Source organism: Pseudomonas sp. SWRI22 (assembly GCF_014268395.2).
Lineage (GTDB): Bacteria > Pseudomonadota > Gammaproteobacteria > Pseudomonadales > Pseudomonadaceae > Aquipseudomonas > Aquipseudomonas paracarnis.
Window position 1 is genome coordinate 787,353 of sequence record NZ_JABWQK020000002.1, and the last position, 19,477, is coordinate 806,829.

The following is a 19,477-nucleotide window of genomic DNA, read 5'->3' on the forward strand; positions in this document are numbered from 1 at the left end:
AGCAGTGTGCGGAGTTTACCGTATTGGCCCCGCCGATTCATTGTAGGAGCGAGCTTGCTCGCGAAAAACTCAACGGCACCGCAGCCATTCAGGCTATACGCGGTGTTCTCAGGTTCTTCGCGAGCAAGCTCGCTCCTACAAGGTCATCGTCTTTGTCTTAAAAAGGGGCTGGGCACTCGAAACGCAGGCGCTCGCCGCTTTGCGGATGGGTGAAGCTGAGCATGCTTGCATGCAGGCACAGGCGCGGCCACGCGGCCAGGGCTTGTTCATGGGCGTACAAACCATCACCCAGTAATGGATGCCCGATGGACAGCATATGCACGCGCAACTGGTGTGAGCGCCCAGTGATGGGTGTCAGCTCTACGCGGCACCAGTCGCCGCAACGCTCCAGCACTTTCCAGAAGGTCAGGGCATGTTTGCCGAACTCATGGTCGACAACGTGGCGGGGCTTGGTCGGCGGGTCGTAGCGCAGGGGCAGGTCGATGCTGCCGCTGTCCAGTGCCGGTTGGCCCCAGGCCAGGGCGGTGTAGGCCTTTTCTGTCTCGCGGTCGTGAAACTGGCGGGACAGTTCGCGGTGGGTATCCGCGTCCCGGGCCAGCAGGATGATCCCCGAGGTTTCCCAGTCCAGGCGATGGACGATGCGGGCTTCTGGGTAGCCGTTTTCCTGCAGGCGAGTGATCAGGCAGTCCTTGTTGTCGTCGGCGCGACCAGGCACCGAGAGCAGCAGGGTCGGCTTGTTCACCACCAGGACAGCGTCGTCCTGATGCAGGATATGGATATTGGACAGCGGCATTAAACAGTCTCGTAACAAACGCCAACGGCGGCTCCACTGACTGCCCCCTCACCCTGTAGGAGCGAGGGGGCCGTCAGCGGAGCCGCCGTGGCGACCGCCCGTTCGATCAACGATCGGGCAGGGTGATATTGAGTTCCAGAATCGAGCAGCTGCCGTCATTTTCCAGGGCGACATGCACGTCATCGTTGCCGATATTGACGTACTTGCGGATCACCTCGACCAGTTCCTTCTGCAAGGCTGGCAGGTAATCCGGCGTGCTGCGTTGGCCGCGTTCGTGCGCCACGATGATCTGTAGACGCTCTTTCGCTACCGACGCGGTACTTGGCTTTTTGTTGGCGCGAAAGAAGTCGAGAAATTTCATTGTTTAGTTGCCTCCAAAGATACGCTCGAAGAATCCCTTCTTCTTGACATCGAGGAAGCGGTGTTCCACGGTCTTGCCCAGCAAGCGATCCACGGCATCGCTGTACGCCTGGCCGGCGTCGCTCTGGTCGTCGAGAATCACCGGTACGCCCTGGTTGGATGCCTTCAGGACGGCCTGGGATTCCGGAATCACGCCCAGCAGGGTCACGGCGAGGATTTCCTTCACGTCTTCAACACCCAGCATTTCGCCGTTGTTGACGCGCTCCGGGTTGTAGCGGGTGAGCAGCAGGTGCTCCTTGATCGGGTCCTGGCCTTCTTCGGCGCGCTTGGACTTGCTGGCCAACAGGCCGAGCATGCGGTCCGAGTCACGTACCGAGGAGACTTCCGGATTGGTTACCACGATGGCTTCGTCGGCGAAGTACATCGCCAGGTGAGCACCGGTTTCGATACCGGCCGGAGAATCGCAGACCACGTATTCGAAGGTTTCCTTGAGCTCGGCGAGGACTTTGCCGACGCCTTCTTTGGTCAGCGCGTCTTTGTCACGGGTCTGGCTGGCAGCCAGCACGTACAGGTTCTCAAGGCGCTTGTCCTTGATCAGGGCCTGTTGCAGGTTGGCTTCGCCGTTCACCACGTTGACGAAGTCATACACCACGCGACGCTCGCAGCCCATGATCAGGTCAAGGTTACGCAGACCGACGTCGAAGTCGACGATGACTGTCTTGTGGCCGCGCAGAGCGAGGCCGGTACCGATAGCGGCGCTGGTGGTGGTCTTACCCACACCACCCTTGCCGGATGTAACCACGAGAATCTTGGCCAAGGTGTTTCACCCCTAAGGAAAAAGGACTTTCGGTCCCTGAAAAACATCTCTTGGAACTCGCCGCAGGCGGACAGCCTTTGCAGGAAAAAGACGGGGTTTCCATGGGGAAACACCAACTTCCAAAAAGTCCTACACAAGTCTTGCCGGTTTCGCTTTGCTATCAGAGTCTAGAGATGCTTGGAAAATGCGGCAGTATCCGTTAAAGACGGATGATGTTCAACACATCGCCCGACAGGTTGACCTGTACCGAAGCGCCCCATAGTGGATCGCGGCGCAAATCTTCGGAAACCTTGTACTGACCCGCGATAGAAACCAGCTCGGCGGTCAACTGCTGGCAAAAAATACGTGCCTTGGTATCACCCTTGATGCCGGCCAGGGCGCGTCCGCGCATCGGGCCGTATACATGGATGTTGCCATCGGCAAGAAGTTCCGCCCCCGGGCTGACCGAGGAAACCACCACAAGGTCGCCGCCCTGGGCGTAAATCTGCTGCCCGCCGCGTACCGGCGAGGTGATGATCTTTGTAGGCCTGATCGCAGGCTCCGGTGGTTTTTCCGGTTTTTTCTTTTCTTCGCCGACCAATGGCTCCAGCGCACGCTCGCGGGCGCCGGACGGTGGCAGTACTGGCAGTTCAATGGCGATGGCGGCGGCAATGTCTTCGATGCGGCTGGCGCGAATCGCCAGTGTGCGCAGGCCATGGGAACGGCATACGCGCATCAGGCCGGGCAAATCAATCACGCCCTGGCCAGCCGGCAGCTTGTCCAGCGCCAGCACCAGCGGGGCGTTGTTGAAGAAGTTCGGCGCCAGGGCGACCTTGGCGGCCAGTTGGCGGTCCAGGGCGTCGAGGTCATTGCGGGCCAGTTCCAGCACGGTAATGGCGAGCATGCTGCCTTTTAGCTGGAACACGGGATCTTGGTCTAGCGGTTCGGTTTGGCTCATGGTCGGCGAAAGCGGCTTGTCACGAAAAGTGTCGAGACTTATAACGAGAACACTCACCCGCCGCAAGCCGAGTCGAACCGTTGTAGAATGCGCGGCCCTTGTCTTTACCGGAATCTGTAATGGATCGCCCGCGTTTTCGAGCTGTATTTCTTCACCCGCGTTTTTGGCTGCTATGGCTGGGGCTCGGCCTGCTGTGGCTGGTCACTCAATTGCCGTATCGGGCGCTGTTGACCATTGGTCGCCTGCTGGGCGCGGGCATGTACCGCGTGGCAGGTGATCGTCGCCGCATCGCGGCGCGCAACCTAGAGCTGTGCTTCCCGGAAAAATCTGTCAAGGAACGCAAACGCCTGCTCAAGGAAAACTTCGCTTCCACCGGCATCGCCTTCTTTGAAATGGCCATGAGCTGGTGGTGGCCCAAGCCGCGCCTGGCGCGCCTGGCCCATGTCGAAGGGCTGCAACACCTCACGCAGGCACAGTTGGAAGGCAAAGGCGTGATCCTCATGGCGCTGCACTTCACCACCCTGGAAATCGGCGCGGCGCTGCTGGGGCAGAAGCACACCATTGACGGCATGTACCGCGAACACGGCAACCCGCTGTTCGACTTTATCCAGCGCCGTGGCCGTGAACGCCATAACCTCGATTCCCTGGCCGTGGAGCGCGACGACGTGCGCGGCATGCTCAAGCTGCTGCGCGCCGGCCGCGCCATCTGGTACGCGCCAGACCAGGACTACGGCGCCAAGCAAAGCATCTTCGTGCCGCTGTTCGGTATCCAGGCGGCCACCGTCACCGCTACCAGCAAGTTCGCACGCCTGGGCAAGGCGCTGGTGGTGCCGTTTACCCAGGAGCGCCTCGCTGACGGCAGCGGTTACCGCCTGGTGATCCATCCGCCGCTGACCGACTTCCCGGGTGAAACCGACGAGATCGACTGCCTGCGCATCAACCAGTGGGTTGAAGCCTCGGTGCGCGAATGCCCCGAGCAATACCTGTGGACCCATCGCCGCTTCAAGAGTCGGCCGCCGGGTGAGCCCAAGCTGTACGAAAAGCGCCGTCGATAACCCTGCTGCCATTGTAGGAGCGAGCTTGCTCGCGAAAAACCCAATAACACCGCGTTCACCTAGGATGTACGCGTAATCATTGGCGATCTTCGCGAGCAAGCTCGCTCCTACAGTGATATGACGTTGATAAGCCCAACTTTTCGCCACATGGAGTGACGCAATGCGCCCAGTTGAACCGGTCACAGGCTTGATTCTTTCCGGCGGCGGGGCGCGAGCGGCTTATCAGGTGGGGGTGCTGGCGGCGATTGCCGAATTGCTGCCGCCAGGGGCACCGAATCCTTTTCCGGTGATCGTCGGCACCTCCGCCGGCGCCATCAATGCGGTGAGCCTGGCCAGTGGGGCCAGTGACTTCTGCGCGGCTGTCCAACGGCTGACAGCGTTCTGGCAGGGCTTTCGCAGCCATCAGGTGCTGCGCAGCGATTGGCCGGGGGTGATACGCCAGGCCAGTCGCTTCCTGATCCACAGCCTGTTGGGCCTGGGTGCCCAGGTGCCGGTGGCGTTGCTCAATAGCTCCCCCCTGCGTGACTTGCTGCAAGCGCGTTTGAACCTGGACGGCATCGACGAGGCTATCCGCCGCAAGCACTTGCAGGCGGTGGCGGTGACGGCCTTTGGTTATGAGTCCGGGCAAGCGGTGACCTTCTATCAGGGCGGCGGCACCATCGATGCCTGGCTGCGTCATCGGCGCATTGGGGTACCGACCCAACTGACGGTAGAGCACCTGTTGGCAAGCTCCGCGATTCCGCTGTTGTTCGCTCCGATCAAACTTGACGAAGAGTACTTCGGCGATGGCGCAGTGCGGCAGTCCGCGCCCATCAGCCCGGCCTTGCACCTGGGGGCCAGCCGCGTATTGGTCGTCGGTGTGAGCGGCAACCCAAGGGGCAATGAAGCCTCGACGCAACGCACCTACACCGGCCAGCAACCGACCCTGGCGCAAATCGGCGGGCATATGCTCAACAGCACCTTCATTGACAGCCTGGAAAGCGATATCGAACTGTTGGAGCGCTTGAACCAGTTCAGCCGCGTCGTGCCTGCGGATGCGGCGGTGCAGGGCCTGGCGCCGGTAGAGGTGTTGGTGATTGCCCCCAGCCAGCCCATCGATGAAATCGCCGCGCGACATCGCCAGGAATTGCCGGCGGCGTTGCGTGTGTTTTTACGGGGGCCTGGGGCAACCAAGACCAGCGGGGCAGGAGTGTTGAGCTATCTGTTGTTCGAGGCGGGGTATTGCAGTGAGTTGATCGAACTGGGGCGCAAGGATGCGCTGGCCAAGCGCGAAGAAATCACCCGTTTCCTGGGCCTGACGTGAACCTTTGTAGGAGCGAGCTTGCTCGCGAAAAACCTGAGAACGCCGTGTTTATTCAGCATGAGCGCGGTGATCTTGAGTTTTTCGCGAGCAAGCTCGCTCCTACACAGGGCCGTCAGAAGTGGTACTTGACCAGGAAGCTTGCTGTGTCCTGAGTCGTCTTGAAGGCGCCGCTGTCTTCAATCCCGTATTTGTTCTTCCAGTAGTCGTATTCAAAACCCACATACAACTGCTTGTCGCCCCAATGCAGCGCCTTGCCCAGGTCGTATTTGACCTGTGGGTTGAAGTGCAGGTTGGCGTGATAAGTGCCGCGGGCGTTCTTGTCGTTATCCACCACCCAGTCCATGAAACCGTCGATCAGCACGTCGGAATTACCCACGGGAATGGTGTACGACCATACCGGAGTGATCTGCCACACGCCGTCACCCGGACGATTGCCCTCGGTCTGGCGCTGGTAGAAGTTCAACTGGAAGTAGTCGAAACCGGGGATGTTCAAGTCGAATGCCGGACCCAGCAGGTAGGACTCGTTATCGCCCTCGCCGAACTCATAGGTGAAGGCCAGCAGCACGTCCTTGATCGGGCCGAACGACAGGTCTTTGTCCAGGATCTTGCCGAACGACAAACGCGGGCTGAACTCGCCGTAGTAAGTATTCGGGCCGACATTGCCGTCTTCCTTGCCGTTGTAAAAGATACGGTCGAGGAAGAAGAAGTTGTCGCCGTACTTCCATGCGTCGGCATGTTCGAAGGTGACGGTTTGCTGGATCTGCGGGTTGACGGTAAAGCTCTTGCCCCACAGATAAGTCAGGCTGTTGTTTTGCCACTGCAACAAGTCACCGGCTACGGCCTGGCCACCGGCCAACAGTGATCCAGCCAGCATCAGGCCTTTGAACATAGGTTTCATTCGGTTGCTCCCGAGTTAAAATTTTATGGTTTTTCTTCTACGCAGGCGCTCTGGTGTGGCGCCTTTTGGTTCGCTGCAAAAATCGTCTGTTCGGTCAGCTTTGATGCTTTTAGCAAGAGCTGCGCCAAGGTGCTGAAAAAGCCAAAAAATCCCCGTCGGCTGCAACGGATGCAGTCGAATTCAGGGGACTTTTGTGCACTTTGGCAGCAAACATCAGGCCGGGATAAGTTGGCCTTGAGGTCAGCTTTTACATTCACTGTTTTTTTTTGAGTCGATTCGAGCGGGCGCGGAGAATACTGGCTCCCAGGCCTGGGCTCAAGTGCGCTGTAACAGAGCGCGAGGGGCAAGAATGGGGCGCGGCGTGTGGCCGGCCCCATGTCAAGGTTGTGCATGTGGGGGTTCCCTGTTTGTTGTTATTTTTGTACTAACAAAGGAATCAATGCGTATGCGCGACTTCGGGGCGCTCAGCGCCGCCGAGGATGTTGAACAGGATGTTCAGCGACAGCGCGCTGAGGGTGGCCATGGCGATGCCGCTGTGGGTAATCGGGCTCATCCACAACGGCAGCTGTGCGAAGAACTCCGGGCGTACCACGGGGATCAGGCCCATGCCGATGCTCACCGCCACCAGCAACTGGTTACGGCGGTCGGCGATGTCGGCTTCCTGCAAAATCTTGATCCCGGTTGCCGCCACCATCCCGAACATCGCAATCGCCGCGCCGCCGAGTACCGCAGGTGGAATTGAAGCCACCAGATAGGCCGCCTTGGGCAACAGGCTGAGCACGATCAAGAACGCGCCGGCCATGAGCGTGACCGAGCGGCAGCGCACGCCGGTCATCTGCACCAGGCCGATATTCTGCGCGAAGGAGGAGTGGGTAAAGGTGTTGAAGAAGCCGGCAAAGAACGATGCGCCGGCATCACACAATAGGCCTCGTCGCAGCATCTTCGGCGTGACCTCCTGGCCGGTGATCTTGCCCAGGGCGAGGAACATGCCGGTGGACTCGACAAAAATGATCACCACCACCAGGCACATCGACAGGATCGGCGCCAACTCGAACTTGGGCATACCAAAGTGCAACGGCGTCACAACCTGCACCCACGGCGCCTGGGCCAGGCCACTGAGGTCGACCATGCCGATCACACCACATAGCGCGTAACCCAGGCCCATGCCGATCAGTACCGAGATGTTCACCCAGAAGCCGCGCATGAAGCGGTTGATCAGCAAGATCGTGGCCAGTACCAGGGCGGCAATCGCCAGGTAGACCGGCGAGCCAAACGTGGCGGCGGCGCTGCCCCCGCCGGCCCAGTTCACCGCCACGGGGAACAGCGAAAGGCCGATGGCGGTGATCACCGTACCGGTCACCAGCGGCGGGAAAAAGCGCACCACCTTGGACATGAACGGTGCGATGAGCATGCCGAAGAACCCGGCGGCGATGGTCGCGCCGAAGATGCCCTGCAAACCGATGCCGGGCATACCGGCCATGGCGACCATGCTGCCCACGGCGGCAAAACTGGCGCCCATCATCACCGGCATGCGGATGCCCATGGGGCCGATGCCGAACGACTGCACCATGGTGGCGATACCGGCCACCAGCAGGTCGGCGTTGATCAGAAAGGCGATTTCTTCACGGCTCAAGCCGGCGGCCTGGCCAATGATCAGGGGCACGGCGACAGCACCGCCGTACATCAGCAAGACGTGTTGCAGGCCTACCAGGATCAGTTGCAAGAGGGGCAGCCGCACCATGGCGGGCGCGGCAGGAGTCTGCGTTTCTAACTGGGACATGCAACACCTCGAATCTTTTTATTTTTGTGTTGTTTGGCATTCAATTGCCGGATGAAACTTAATCTTCAAACCATCACTGATCTCCCTTGTGGGAGCTGGCTTGCCTGCGATGGCGGTGTGTCAGTCACCGAAAATGTTGGTGATCTGCCGCTATCGCAGGCAAGCCAGCTCCCACATGGGAACGGTGTGAAACAGTCAGTTGGTACGGGCCCCCTGATTAATCCAGGCGCCGATCAAATCCCGTTCCTGCTGGGTCATCTGGGTAATGTTGCCCAGCGGCATGATCTGGCTGGCCACGGCCTGCGCTTGAATCCGCGCCGCCTGCTGCTGGATCTGTGCCGGTGTGTCGAACATCACCCCAGCCGGTGCCGTACTGAACAGCGGGCTGGTGGGCTTGGCCGAATGGCACACGGTGCAGCGTTGCTCGATCACGTGGTGCACCTGGCCGAAGTCCGTGGTGGCCTGGGCCGGTGCCGGTTCAGCGGCGGGTGCGGCGGGTGCGGCAGGCGCGGCCGGCGCGGCCGGTTTCAAGCCACCGCCCAGTGCGGTTTCTGGCAGGGGTTGGTACTCGATGGCAGCCGGTGCCTTGGCAATCGGTTCAGCCGGCTTGGGCCCGGTCACGTAGGCCAGGCTGATCATCGCCAAGGCGCCTACGGGCAAGGTCCACGCATACTTCTGGCTGTCATGCCGGGTGTTGAAGTAATGGCGCACCAACACTGCTGCCACCGCGATACCGGCCAGGATCAGCCAGTTGTATTGGCTGCCATAGGTGCTCGGGAAGTGGTTGCTGATCATGATGAACAGCACCGGCAAGGTGAAGTAGTTGTTGTGGCGTGAGCGCAGCAGACCTTTGGCCGGCAGCGCCGGGTCGGGCGTGCGATTCTCGGCGATGGCCGCCACCAGCGCGCGTTGGGCCGGCATGATGATACGGAACACGTTACCCACCATGATCGTGCCGATCACCGCACCCACGTGCAGGTAGGCACCGCGGCCGCTGAACACCTTGCTGAAGCCGTAAGCCGCCGCAATCAACAGCACGAACAGGATCAAGCCGAGCAGGGCAGGGCGTTTGCCCAGGGCCGAGTCGCAGAGGAAGGAGTAGATGAACCAGCCGGCGAACAGTGAACCGATGCCCAGCAACACGCCTTCGGTGCCGCTGAGGCTGCTGCCGGGGGCGAGCAGGTACAGCGTCGGGTTGAGGTAGAACACCACGCACAGCAGCGCGACGCCCGACATCCAGGTGAAATAGGCTTCCCATTTGAACCAGTGCAGGTTGTCCGGCATGGTCGGCGGGGCCAGTTTGTATTTTTCCAGGTGGTAGATACCGCCACCGTGGATCGCCCACAAGTCACCGGCCAGGCCGTTCTTGGGGTTGACGCGATTAAGGTTGTTTTCCAGCCAGACGAAGTAGAAAGAAGCGCCGATCCAGGCGACGCCAGTGATCATGTGAACCCAGCGCACGCTCAGGTTCAGCCATTCCAACAGATGTGCTTCCACAGTCTTTACCTCTCGCCTGTCACCCTTGTTGTCGGGTGATCAGACCTTCTCTTATTGGTGGGGGGCGAGGATCAAACGCTCATCCTCTTTGAAAAAATGCTCATCGCAGTTATTGCCTGTGCCACTGCGATCAACCACCAGGAAGTCATCCCGCTTTTCGATCGTCAGCACCGGGTGGTGCCAGACGCCGCGATGGTAATTAATGCCCTGCCTGCCGTTGGTGACGAAGGCGCGGACCAAGCCCGATACAGGTTCATCGCCAAGTGGCGCGACCACGATCAGAAAGGGGTTGCCGAGCAGCGGAATGAAAGCCTGGCTGCCCAGCGGGTGTCTCTCCAGCATGCACACGGTCAGCGGCATGTCCTGCGCGTCGGCGCGGAAGATGCTGATGATGGCGTGGTCTTCCGGCTTCGCGGTGTCGACCGTGGCCAGTTTGTGAAAGCGCATGGTCGACCCGTTGTTGATCATGAAGTGATCGCTGCCGTCGGTTTCGATAACGTCTCCGAAGGGGGCGAAGGCTTCTTTGGTCAGGGGTTCGATCATCAGTGTGCGCATGGCTGTCTTCTTGTCTTGTCTATAGATCGTTCCCACGCTCTGCGTGGGAACGCTGCCCTGGACGCTCTGCGTCCGCTGTGTGACGCGGAGCGTCACGGGGTGCATCCCCACGCAGAGCGTGGGGACGATCGGGTGTTATTTGGCGACCTTGCCCAGGACGCGCAGGCGACTCACACCACCATCCGGGAACACGTTCAAGCGGATGTGGGTAATCGGCCCCAGCGCCTTGATCTGCTCGGCGAAGGTGTGTTCGGCGTGCATTTCCAGCTTCTGCGCCGGCAGCAGTTCGCGCCAGAACAGCGACTGGGTTTCGATCTGGCTGTCGGTGCCGCCTTTCACGAAGGCGCCCTGGATCGAGCAGGTGTCCGGGTAGTTGCCCTTGAAGTGCAGGGTGTCCACCACGATTTTCTCGATCTCGCCCGGGTGGCCCAGGGCGACGATCACCCAGTCATTGCCTGGCGTGCGACGACGTGCGGTTTCCCAGCCATCGCCCATGTTGATGCCGCGGCCCGGGTTGAGGATGTTGCTCATGCGGCCGAAGTGTTCGTCGGAACAGGCCAGGGCACGACCGCCATTGAGCGCGGCAGCCAGGTCGACCTGTTCGTTGTCGCCCACTGAAGACCAGTCGCGGAACGGCACGCCGTACACACGCAGACGGGCCACGCCGCCATCCGGGTAGATGTTGAAGCGCAGGTGGCTGAACGCTTGGTCGTTGTTGATCTCGTGGTAGTGGTGGCTGTTGCCTTGCAGCTCGACGGCTGACAGCACTTCCACCCACTGGGTGTTGGCATCCGGCTCGCCCGAGGCCAGGAAGCAGGCTTCCAGGGAAGCCGACGGCGGGAAGTTGCCGGTGAAGAATGAAGTGTCGATGTCCACGCCTTTGATCGAACCCGGCACGCCCAGGCGGATCACCGCACTGTCGTAGCCTTCGAAGCGCTTGCGGCGTGACTCCCAGCCGTCCATCCACTTGCCGTTGTCATCGAAAACGCCCTCCTTCCACACGGCCGGGGTCGGCTGGAACAGGCGGTTGGCGTCAGCGAACCAGTCATCGGTCACCGAGATGATCTTGGTGCCCAGGCGGGCGTCGGCCAGGTTGACGAACTTTTCGAAAGGTACGGCGTAAGCTTTCATTCTTCTTGTCTGCCTTAGATAGAGTGGCTGGGGATGGACTGCTAGAGGGTCAGTAAGCGGAACAACGCGATCTTGTTGATCTCGTCCAGCGCGCACTTGAACTCGGTGTCTGCCGAGTTGTGGATGCGCGTTTCGAACGCGGCGAGGATCTGATGCCGGTTGCTGCCTTTTACCGCCATGATGAAGGGAAACTTGAATTTGGCTTTGTAGGCCTCATTCAGCTCGGTGAAGCGAGAAAACTCTTCGGCCGTGCATTGGTGAATACCCGCGCCCGCTTGTTCATCGGTGCTGGCTTGGGTCAGTTGGCCCTGGACGGCAGCTTTTCCGGCCAGGTCCGGGTGAGCATTGATCAGCGCCAGTTGCGAGGCGTGATCAGCACTCAACAGGATATCGCTCATGCGCTGGTGCAGGGTTTCGATCTGGTCGATCGACGCGTCCTGGCCCAGGTCGAAGGCCTTTTCGGCCACCCATGGCGAGTGTTCATAGATATCGGCAAAGGCCTGGACGAAGGCGTCGCGGCTCAAGGTCGAAGGTTTCAGGGTCTGGAACGCAGTCATTTCGCCGCTCCCGGGAAAGGGTGGGTTTGGTGCCAGTGACGGGCGATGTCCACGCGGCGGGTGAACCACACATGGTCATGGCTTTTGACGTATTCAATAAAGCGCTTGAGCGAGGCCAGGCGTGCCGGGCGACCGATCAGGCGGCAATGCAGGCCGATCGATAGCATCTTCGGCGCTTCGGCGCCTTCTGCGTACAGCACGTCGAAGGCATCCTTGAGGTACTCGAAAAAGTCATCGCCCTTGTTGAAACCCTGCACCTGGGTGAAGCGCATGTCGTTGGTGTCCAGGGTGTAGGGGATTACCAGGTGCGGCTTGCCGTTCGGGGTGTTGGGTTCCCAGTAGGGGAGGTCGTCGTCGTAGGTGTCGCAGTCGTACAGGAAGCCGCCTTCCTCCATCACCAGGCGACGGGTGTTGGGGCCGGTGCGGCCGGTGTACCAGCCCAATGGGCGTTCACCGGTAAGTTCGGTGAGGATGCGGATGGCTTCGAGCATGTGCTCGCGCTCCTGGGCCTCGTCCATGTACTGGTAGTCGATCCAGCGGTAGCCGTGGCTGCAAATCTCGTGGCCGGCGGCGACCATGGCGCGGATCACATCCGGATGCCGCTGGGCGGCCATGGCCACAGCGAAGATGGTCAGCGGGATATCGAATTCTTTGAACAACTTGAGGATGCGCCACACACCGGCACGGCTGCCGTACTCGTACAGCGACTCCATGCTCATGTTGCGCTCGCCTTGCAGCGGTTGCGCCGAGACCATTTCCGAGAGGAAGGCTTCGGACTCTTTGTCACCGTGCAAAATGTTGCGCTCGCCGCCTTCTTCGTAGTTGAGTACGAACGACAGCGCAATGCGTGCCTTGCCCGGCCAGTGGGGGTGAGGAGGGTTACTGCCGTAACCGATCAGGTCGCGTGGGTAGTCAGCGCTCACTGCAGTCTTCCTTCTTGTTCGTGGTAGCAGGTGTGTGTGGCGTCCGGGCAGTGGAATGACTGAGTGGCGTCACAGCGATGAGTGATTGTATACAACTTATTGCAAACTTTGTAAGCCTGCATTTCTGCATTTTTTCTGAACGGGCTCTCTACGGGTCTCTGCAAGAAACTTGCCTGAGTGGTCAGGTTAAGATCAAAAAGCCCACTGTAGGAGCGAGCTTGCTCGCGAATAACCTGAGGGCGCCACTTTTCATCCTGGGAGCCCGCGTTATCGTTGGCGTTTTTCGCGAGCAAGCTCGCTCCTACAGGGGATTGAAGCGCTGTGAAATTTATTGTGTACAATTTTCTTTGAAAATGTCTTAATCAGCCATCGCCGGCTTTTTCACTGCCCTGAAAGAGTGCGGGTTTCTCTATGACTGACTTCGGGAGGCGCATAAAAGCCATGGGACGTTTGACCACACACGTTTTGGACGCCGCGCACGGTTGCCCCGGCAGCGCAATCAAGGTTGAGCTGTACCGCGTCGAAGGTGCGCAGCTTGAGCTGGTCGCTACCGCCACCACCAACAGCGACGGCCGCTGCGATGCGCCGCTGTTGCAAGGCGACGATTACCGCAGCGGTGTCTACCAGCTGCAATTCAACGCCGGCGATTACTACCGCGCCCGTGGCGTGCAGCTGCCGGAGCCGGCTTTCCTGGATGTAGTGGTACTACGCTTTGGCATCAGCGCCGAGCAAGAGCATTACCATGTACCCCTGTTGATTTCGCCTTACAGCTATTCCACCTATCGCGGTAGCTGAGTCGTCACCTCGCTTCATACCCCCAAATGCTCTTCGTTGGTTTCGCCCGCGCACACTGCGGGCTTTTTTTCGCCCGTGGTGTGTTCAATTATCTAACGCCTTTTGAGCCGCGACGCTGCCTAGGCTGGTGTTTGTCCTTCCATCAAGAAGAAAGCACCATGACTTCAGCCATCGGCAACATCTATTCAGATGATCCGGATATCACTGCCGAACGCGTGCAGCAGATGCGCGATCAACTGACTCGGCGCATCAACACTCATCCCCAGCCCGGCCGCCTGATCAACCAGCTCGCGGAGGCCGACCGGCGGTGTTTCCAGTCGACCAGAGTGCTCGCCCGCTTGATAGGTCATGCGCCCCGGGTTCTGGGAGTGATTCGTGCCGCGCTGCGCAAGGAATTTGAAATTGACCCCGACAGCCTGCTGTTTACCCAGGCGGCATTGCCGGGAGCGGTCGCCAAAGTTGACACTTTGACCGACCGGGCGCTGCTGTCGCTGGCATTGCCTTCGGTACCGGAAAACCTCAATCAATTCACCTCCTTGAGTGTCAAAGGCGATCCAAACCGTCGGCTGCCGTATACGCCTTTGCAGGTGTTGCGACGCATGATCGCGATGAACCTGCTGGAGCGGCTGCCTCAAGCGGTAACGGAATATTGGCAGGCCTTGGCGCATGGATCGTGGCACACACGTCAGGAGTGCTGGGCCGAATCATACGCCGCAGCTTTTGCCGAGCAGGCTTTCATGGCACGGCAACTGGATGAGATTTCCATTGCGGGAATGACCCTGGTCCAGCAACTGGTGGATGCCCCCGACACCGAGGCGCGCCAGCGCGCCGGGGGCAGTTGGGCCAGCGTGCGGGTAAGCCAATTGATGTGGCCAGGCTTGCCTGCAGTCGCGATTCCCGGGGCACTGCATATTTATCGAGACGGCGACCCCGAGGGTGCGCCGCATGTGATTTACCTGCCGGGCGTGGCCCGCCATTTTTACGAGTACCCGTCGTTCTTCTCGCTTCAATGCGGCCTGTTGGCGTTGACCAGTCAGACGCTGTTCGATGAACTCTGGCAATGCTTGCCACTAAAGCGTCGTCACCAATTATGCCGACCCGATCACCTGAGCCCAGCCTCCGTTGTCGTGCGTGGCGCGGCGGTGACGGAGGATGCGTTGGCGCTGAGCGCCCGGGCATTGCTGGATGGCCAGTGGGCGAATGAGTTGGCCTGCGCGCTGGCGATCAATCATGCGCATGTGTTCGCTGCAAGCAGGCCGCGGCCTGAAACGTTGTCGGCCACGGCCTTTCTCCGTTCGATCGAGCAAGCTCGCAAACGGCTGGCAGGCAGCGCCCGGCTGCACAACGTGTGCGACCAATTACTTGCCTGGGACCGGCAACGACGGCAGCCAGAAATCCTGTTTGCCAGTGCGATGCCCGAGCTGGCCCGGCTTACGGCAGAGCAACAGGTCAAACGCTATGAAAAAGGCCTGGTTGCGTTGCTTAACCAGGATGATCCGAGTGCGCAGAGCGCGGCGTTTGAGCAGGTGTTGGCGCTCGAACGTCAGCGCAAGGAGCACACGCAGGTGCTGAGCGCGCAGATCAAGGATGCGCAGCATCAACTGTTCGATTTGCCGTTCTGGCTTGCGCGCCCTGGGGGAGGGCGCAGGCGTGCTGCGCTGTTTTTGCGCGCCCAGGTCGAAGCATTGCGCTGTGAGGTTGAGTTGCAACACCAGCTCAAGCTCATATCCACGGCGCATCGTGACGTGATTAGCGAAGTGCTGGACCAGCCTGCAGCGCGCAAACGCCCTGGCAGTCAAACCCAGGTGCTGTCGGTCTCGGTGGGCAGCGCGCCGGATGCCTTCTATCCGCTGCATAACCTGTGGGTGGTGACGCGAGTGACCGCGCTGAAAAACCCGACAGGCGCAATTCCGGTGGTGTTGTATGCGTTTGGAGACTATGGCGGGCTTATGGCTTTTTCCGGCCTGGAGGCGCTGACGCAGGGGCTCAAAGCGACACTGGGCAGCAGTGACTATTCCAGGTTATGGGGTTGTGTCGAACGGGATAAGCTCCACGACTTGCGCGCCCATGCGGTGCGCAACACGCTGGCTGTGCGTTACGAGCCTGTCGACATCAGCCCCACGGGTCTCTCGCTGAAAAACCTGGTGATGTACTACGCAGGGTTGAGCAAACGCATCGGTGGCATGGCGGGGCTTTTCGGCGAGGTGAAGGATGCGATGGTCAGCCGCTTGTTGTGGGTGGTCGAGCTGCACCAACATCTCGCGTTTCCTCCCAACCATGCCTTGAGCCAGGCGTTGGCCAATGTGGACGTGCTGCGTAAAGTTGCGCTTGAGATGAAAAAATCTCCACCGTGGCTGGCCAGCGCAACGCGTACCCAGCTCAAACAATTCCAACGCCTCAAGCGCAGGTACCTGGGCAGTGCCGCTGCCGCTGAAAGCGGGCTCGTGCAGATCCTGCCTGACCTGGACACCTTCGCCCGCAGTGCATTGATCGCTCGTTTGACTGAAGACGGTTTTTACCCGGAACTGGACATCGACAAGCCGTTGATCGACTTGCCGGATGACACCTACAGCAGTTTTTGTGGCCACGAAAGTCGCTGCACGCCGGGCGATCGCAAAGTCATCGTGACACCCAGCCTCAAACGCCACACGTTCAGCATGCTGCAACTGGCGTTGCATAACCTTGACTCGCAAGCACCCTGGACACGCCCGCGATTGACACGCGGCCGCTATCTGCAACCGCAGTGGCGCCAGCGACTGAACGCCGATTATCTGATCAACACCGTGTCTTCGCTGGATATCGGCGGTCATTACGCGATACGGGCCCACCGTGCATTTTACCCTGCGGGGGCGAGCGGTCAGAGGGAAGAACGTATCCCTGTGCTGATAAATCGCACGTTGCGGGACTGCGCGCAGATGCAGCTTTTTTCAGCGGCCGCCCAGGGTTTGAGCGCCCAGGCGCAGAGCCTGTTCAAGGTTGCAATGGCAGCCCGCACGGCTGAAGACCTGTTAAAGAACGGGCATCGGCTGACGCTCAGTGTGGTTCATTTGGTAGGACACACGATGCTGCATGATCGTTACATCGCAGGCATTGTGGTGATGGCGGACCAGGCCAGCGGACGCTGCGTGGTTTACTGGCCGGCCGCGCCCCAAGCCTTGGTCATCAGCGAATACACCAGTGTGGGAGTAGCCCTGGCGGCGCTCAATCGTATGGCTGCAGAGCCCGATTACGTTAAGGTTCTGGCGCGACAGGTTGCACCGGGTTGGGCATTCGAGGCCATCGCCCATAACGTCGATGCAACAAACAAGAACAGCTCGATTTATGACGTGGACCATATCCTCGCCGGTTTTTCATTCTTCGAAGGTGTGTGGAGGAGCTATGAGTTTTTCCGCTCATTCAAAATCACGCACCTTGAGCCTACGCCAGCGGTCAATGAAATCGAAGAGCTGATCCACGAGCAGATTGCCAGTGCACCATCGAACTGGTTGGCGGTGGTGCCCACCACCTACCGTGACGCCATGGCACTGCTGTACGCGGCCAGCTCGCTGGAGCTGCAAGGGCGGGTTCAAGCCGTCAGTAACTCCAGCTGGATGTTGGCGACTTATCGGGTTCAACGTCTTGAAGAGCAGAGCGAGGCCACCAGGCGCGGGTTGCTGGGTATTTTGATTCCGTTATTCGGTAAGGCTAACGACTTCCATGATTTGCTGTTGGCTGCCCGACGCTATCACCGCTTTGGCGACCCTAACGATGCCGTGGATGTGGCGTTCATGACCCTGTTTCTGGCGGTCGAACTGGCGACAGACTTTGCACCTGTTCCCAAAGTGAAGGGCGGTAAGGTCATAGGTATGCGTTCGCCGATGAAGGTTCTGAGTCGTATCCGTCGCTTGCCGATGGCAATACGTAGTCATTTGCCCAGCGCGTCTTCGTCGCTGGTGACGCAATCGAAGCTCTTGGACCGTTTCAGAATCAAGGGTAAGCCCGAGGGCGCCGTAGCGTTGAAAGGGCCGGGCAGGCAAGGCGTGCATGTCAAGAACGGTGAGCAGTTCATAGCGGACGATACGCACCATTACCCGGTTTACCAGCGCGAAAGCGAAGAGGTATTTCGCCTGCGAAATAGCCGGGAACCGGGACTGGATGAGTTGGTCATCAACATTCAAGAGCCTAAAGAGTGGTTGTTGGGCATGAATGCGCCACAACCTGGGCCCAGCTCCGGGGTGCATAACCCATGGCCCGTTTCCCCATTGCCGGATTGGCAACCCCCTCGTACGCGTACGGCTACCGAGAATCGGATTGTGCAGTCACGTACAACGGATACTCATTGGCTGAGTTGGCGTGTTCAAGTCCAACCCAGTCAAATTGTGGACTTTCCGGCGGCTGGCGTGTTTGAGGTAGGCGTGGGGCCCAGAGGTTCTGAGCTCAATGCCAGGTTTTTACGCGTGGCTCCTCCTTATACCGCCATCCAGGATCCGAGCAGCGGTTTCTACCGGATGCTCCCGCAGGGTGATCGTGCACCGTTGAACGGCCTGGTGTTTATCACCCGAAATGAGCCACCGGGGCGATCCGCGCTAACCGATATCATGCGCTGGACAAGCACTGATATTCGCGACCAGCCTATTCCCGTATCACGCCTGCCTTCAGGGGGGTGGCAAAATCATCCGGCACTGTTCGACAGGCCGTTGAGGCAGTATGTGACCATGGCCTTTCCCACCCTGACGAATGATGCTCGAACGTTTGCCGTCATAAGGTTGGTTGAATTGTCAGGTCCTTCCCGGGCTGCCACGGCAAGCCATTTGCTCGACATCCGCGCGACGCTGGACGAATGGCTACCCGCGCCTCCTGCGAGGAGCGGTCAAACGGATGATTTACTGCGGATGTTGCGACCTAATGAACGTCGCAGCGAATATCTATACATCGGTTTTGAAGGCAAGGCGCCCGGCTTCACGCGTGTCGACTTCATACCGCCTCATCCGTTAGACCCGAGCCTGCAATATGCTGTCAGACCGGTCAGGACGCAGAGGCTTGAAGCAGAGCGCGCCGCCGTCAGAACCGTGTTGGAGCAGCAGGGTTACCGCATTGTGGACTTGTCTGTGCGACGTCCAGGGTTACCTCTTGGAGAAAACAGTATTGAATCAGTCGTGACTCATCCCCGTTCGAGCACAATTTACTACGTGGCCTACCAATGGTTTGAGACAGGGCGAATTAGCGTGAGAACGAAGCTTTCGGACAAGTGGGTTCGGGTAGCCATCAACTCCCACCCTGACTCTGCTTTATTAAGGGCGGTTGACAACGCGATGCAAGAACAACGCTTGGTGCGGATTGTGGCCGGCATTCAGTGGCCCACAAAGGGGCAACTGGCCCCCACTGTCTATTTCGTCAAATTGAACCCTTAGCGTTGATGAGAGCCATTGCACCGGCGCCGCCAAACAGCGCAGCGCTGGTGCGGTTGAACCAGCTCTGGCCCGAACCGCTGCGCAAATACCGCGCGGCGCCATGGGCGCCCAAGCCGTAAGCCAACTTGCACAACAGGTCGAGCACCGTCCAGGTGGCGATCATGATCAATAATTGCGGTAAAAACGCCTGCTCGGCGCTGAGAAACTGCGGCAGGAAGGCCGCAAAAAACAGGATGTCCTTGGGGTTGCTGGCCCCCAGTACGAAGGCCCGGCCAAACAACGCACCAAAGCGCGGCACAGCCGGGGACTGTGGCACTTCGGCGCCTGCGCTCGGCAGCCGCGATTGCTGCCAGCTTTGCCAGGCGAGGTAGAACAGGTACAGCGCGCCGACGATCTTCAGTGCGCTGAACAATTGCTCGGATGCCAGCAACAGCGCGCCGAGGCCAAGTGCCGAGGCGCTCAGCAGACAGATCGAAGCAAATACGCCGCCCAGAAACGCCGGGTAAGAGCGGCGCAGGCCGAAGTTGAGGCTGTTGCTGATCATCAGCAATGACAGCGGGCCGGGGATCAGGATCACCACCAGCGCAGCGCCGCTGAACAACAGCCAGGTATCCAGGTTCATCTACAGTTCTCCCTTACGTGCAAAAGCCCCACCCTAAGGTGAGGCGGTTTTTCAGCCCTTCCTG

The 19,477-nt window shown here is 59.7% G+C and carries 17 protein-coding genes; 4 read left to right on the top strand and 13 right to left on the bottom strand.

The genetic code is table 11. The annotated features are described in order from the left end of the window. Positions 1–157: 157 nt before the first annotated feature. From HU730_RS20930 to minC, 4 genes are all read right to left on the bottom strand, one after another. Positions 158–793: an RluA family pseudouridine synthase gene (locus HU730_RS20930; RefSeq protein WP_003192838.1), complete on the bottom strand. Its 636-nt coding sequence runs from the start codon at positions 791–793 to the stop codon at positions 158–160. A 106-nt stretch (positions 794–899) separates the two neighbouring features. Further along, entirely contained in the window at positions 900–1,154 is a 255-nt protein-coding gene (gene minE / locus HU730_RS20935; protein ID WP_003175252.1) for a cell division topological specificity factor MinE, read from the bottom strand. A 3-nt stretch (positions 1,155–1,157) separates the two neighbouring features. Then, on the bottom strand, positions 1,158–1,970 hold the full coding sequence (minD, locus tag HU730_RS20940; RefSeq protein WP_003192835.1) for a septum site-determining protein MinD: 813 nt from the start codon (positions 1,968–1,970) through the stop codon (positions 1,158–1,160). Between the two features lie 199 nt (positions 1,971–2,169). After that, positions 2,170–2,907: a septum site-determining protein MinC gene (minC, locus tag HU730_RS20945; protein WP_003192832.1), complete on the bottom strand. Its 738-nt coding sequence runs from the start codon at positions 2,905–2,907 to the stop codon at positions 2,170–2,172. A gap of 119 nt (positions 2,908–3,026) precedes the next feature. Between minC and HU730_RS20950 the strand changes: the two genes are divergently transcribed. Both HU730_RS20950 and HU730_RS20955 read left to right on the top strand, forming a co-directional pair. After that, positions 3,027–3,962: a lipid A biosynthesis lauroyl acyltransferase gene (locus HU730_RS20950; protein ID WP_034126131.1), complete on the top strand. Its 936-nt coding sequence runs from the start codon at positions 3,027–3,029 to the stop codon at positions 3,960–3,962. Between the two features lie 160 nt (positions 3,963–4,122). Further along, entirely contained in the window at positions 4,123–5,265 is a 1,143-nt protein-coding gene (locus HU730_RS20955) for a patatin-like phospholipase family protein (RefSeq protein WP_034126132.1), read from the top strand. A 112-nt stretch (positions 5,266–5,377) separates the two neighbouring features. On the opposite strand, the gene HU730_RS20960 is transcribed toward HU730_RS20955, so the two are convergent. From HU730_RS20960 to puuE, 8 genes are all read right to left on the bottom strand, one after another. Then, positions 5,378–6,163 carry an outer membrane protein OmpK gene (locus HU730_RS20960; protein WP_003192827.1) on the bottom strand — a complete coding sequence of 262 codons (786 nt, stop codon included), beginning with the start codon at positions 6,161–6,163 and terminating at the stop codon, positions 5,378–5,380. A gap of 23 nt (positions 6,164–6,186) precedes the next feature. Beyond that, positions 6,187–6,555 (bottom strand): hypothetical protein, encoded by a 369-nt coding sequence (locus HU730_RS20965; RefSeq protein WP_186527475.1) that lies wholly within the window; start codon positions 6,553–6,555, stop codon positions 6,187–6,189. A gap of 44 nt (positions 6,556–6,599) precedes the next feature. Next, positions 6,600–7,943 carry a nucleobase:cation symporter-2 family protein gene (locus HU730_RS20970; protein ID WP_032896003.1) on the bottom strand — a complete coding sequence of 448 codons (1,344 nt, stop codon included), beginning with the start codon at positions 7,941–7,943 and terminating at the stop codon, positions 6,600–6,602. A 195-nt stretch (positions 7,944–8,138) separates the two neighbouring features. Continuing rightward, entirely contained in the window at positions 8,139–9,440 is a 1,302-nt protein-coding gene (locus HU730_RS20975) for a urate hydroxylase PuuD (protein WP_186527476.1), read from the bottom strand. A 51-nt stretch (positions 9,441–9,491) separates the two neighbouring features. Further along, positions 9,492–9,995 carry an ureidoglycolate lyase gene (locus HU730_RS20980; protein ID WP_014719295.1) on the bottom strand — a complete coding sequence of 168 codons (504 nt, stop codon included), beginning with the start codon at positions 9,993–9,995 and terminating at the stop codon, positions 9,492–9,494. A gap of 135 nt (positions 9,996–10,130) precedes the next feature. Then, positions 10,131–11,126, bottom strand: coding sequence for an allantoicase (alc, locus tag HU730_RS20985; protein WP_017137848.1), 996 nt, complete (start codon positions 11,124–11,126; stop codon positions 10,131–10,133). A gap of 41 nt (positions 11,127–11,167) precedes the next feature. Beyond that, positions 11,168–11,683, bottom strand: a complete 516-nt coding sequence (uraD, locus tag HU730_RS20990; RefSeq protein WP_014719293.1) for a 2-oxo-4-hydroxy-4-carboxy-5-ureidoimidazoline decarboxylase — start codon at positions 11,681–11,683, stop codon at positions 11,168–11,170. Further along, positions 11,680–12,606, bottom strand: coding sequence for an allantoinase PuuE (gene puuE, locus HU730_RS20995; RefSeq protein WP_054896335.1), 927 nt, complete (start codon positions 12,604–12,606; stop codon positions 11,680–11,682). The genes uraD and puuE overlap by 4 nt, the downstream gene beginning before the upstream one ends. A 411-nt stretch (positions 12,607–13,017) precedes the next feature. Between puuE and uraH the strand changes: the two genes are divergently transcribed. Beyond that, on the top strand, positions 13,018–13,401 hold the full coding sequence (gene uraH / locus HU730_RS21000; protein WP_169918711.1) for a hydroxyisourate hydrolase: 384 nt from the start codon (positions 13,018–13,020) through the stop codon (positions 13,399–13,401). 26 nt (positions 13,402–13,427) lie between these two features. Then, positions 13,428–18,791 (top strand): DUF6543 domain-containing protein, encoded by a 5,364-nt coding sequence (locus HU730_RS21005; RefSeq protein WP_254914142.1) that lies wholly within the window; start codon positions 13,428–13,430, stop codon positions 18,789–18,791. Here the strand turns inward: HU730_RS21005 and HU730_RS21010 are convergent. After that, positions 18,775–19,413 (bottom strand): LysE family translocator, encoded by a 639-nt coding sequence (locus HU730_RS21010; RefSeq protein ID WP_034126136.1) that lies wholly within the window; start codon positions 19,411–19,413, stop codon positions 18,775–18,777. The two genes, HU730_RS21005 and HU730_RS21010, sit on opposite strands and share 17 nt — an antisense overlap. Positions 19,414–19,477 lie beyond the last annotated feature (64 nt).